The sequence below is a fragment of the Komagataeibacter intermedius TF2 genome (assembly GCF_000964425.1).
GTDB lineage: Bacteria > Pseudomonadota > Alphaproteobacteria > Acetobacterales > Acetobacteraceae > Komagataeibacter > Komagataeibacter intermedius.
In genome coordinates, this window is the sequence record NZ_BANF01000009.1 from 1 (window position 1) to 1047 (window position 1047).

The window sequence follows — 1047 nt, forward strand, 5'->3', positions numbered from 1 at the left end:
CGGCACTCGCCGGGTTTTGCTGGATACTATGGCGTGAAGATATTGCTGCGCCTGCGCGCTCCGCGTCACAGCCCTCTCTCACGATCAGCCGGAGCGGCATTCTTGGACTGACGCTGTTCTTCGGTCTTCAGGCCGGGATCAATTACGTCGCAATAGCGTGGCTGCCGTCGCTGTATGGTGCCTTTGGATATTCCGACCATATGACAGGCTTCCTTGTCGCCATCATGATGCTGTTCCAGACGGGCATCAGTTTTGGCATGCATGTCATCATGCACGCTCTGAAACTTACAACCATCAAAGCCGCCCTGATTTTTTCCGGCCTCGCCATCCTGGGGTCACTTAGCCTGCTGCTCGCAAAGCCGGTGCCATGGCTGGCACCTTTAATGATCGGGATTGCGACAGGAGGCCTGTTCCCGGTAGCGCTCCTCCAGCCTCTGGATTTCGCGCGCGACAGATCAGAGGCGACACGGCTGGCCGGGCTAACCCAGACGGGTGGCTATCTGCTTGGCGGTATCCTACCGTGGATTACAGGTTTGCTGATCGATCAGCTCGGCGTTGTCTCGGCGCTCCTGACGTTGCTGACTGGTAGCGCAGGCTTGCTTGCTGTGGTTACGGTGCTGATCCAGCGCACTTATCAGAAATGATACAGCCCGCCACGAATGTCTGCTTTCAGCTTCCTTCTGGAAATATCCGGGTATCCCGAATGAGGACAGACGCTATCTATCCGTTCGGGGTTACTTTGCGCGTCAGTGCTTTGGCGGAACAATTGCCAGTTGCGCCCGGACACTTGGACGCTCCTGCATCCGCGCGAACCAGGTTAAAAGTGCTTCGCACTCCTGCGGGATCGGTAATTCTACGGCTTTGGCGAATATAAAACCCCCGATGACTGCGATATCCGCCATCGAGAAAGCATCACCAGCTATGAAAGGCTGTTTTCTCAGCACCCCATCAAAGTAATGCATCCCGCGTAGGGCCTTATCGCGCTGGCGCAGGCCCCATTCTTGGTTCTGGTAGACTTCCACATCGGGACCAAGACCCGGTGTGGCA

At 56.5% G+C, this 1047-nt stretch carries 2 protein-coding genes; one reads left to right on the plus strand and one right to left on the minus strand.

Translation table 11 applies throughout. The annotated features are described in order from the left end of the window. The coding region (locus B7449_RS01380) for an MFS transporter (protein WP_048883135.1) at nucleotides 1-644 on the plus strand (644 nt) is incomplete at its 5' end. Nucleotides 645-746: 102 nt separating this feature from the next. On the opposite strand, the gene B7449_RS01385 is transcribed toward B7449_RS01380, so the two are convergent. Then, nucleotides 747-1047: glutathione binding-like protein (locus B7449_RS01385; RefSeq protein WP_048883136.1), on the minus strand; the 301-nt coding region annotated here is incomplete at its 5' end.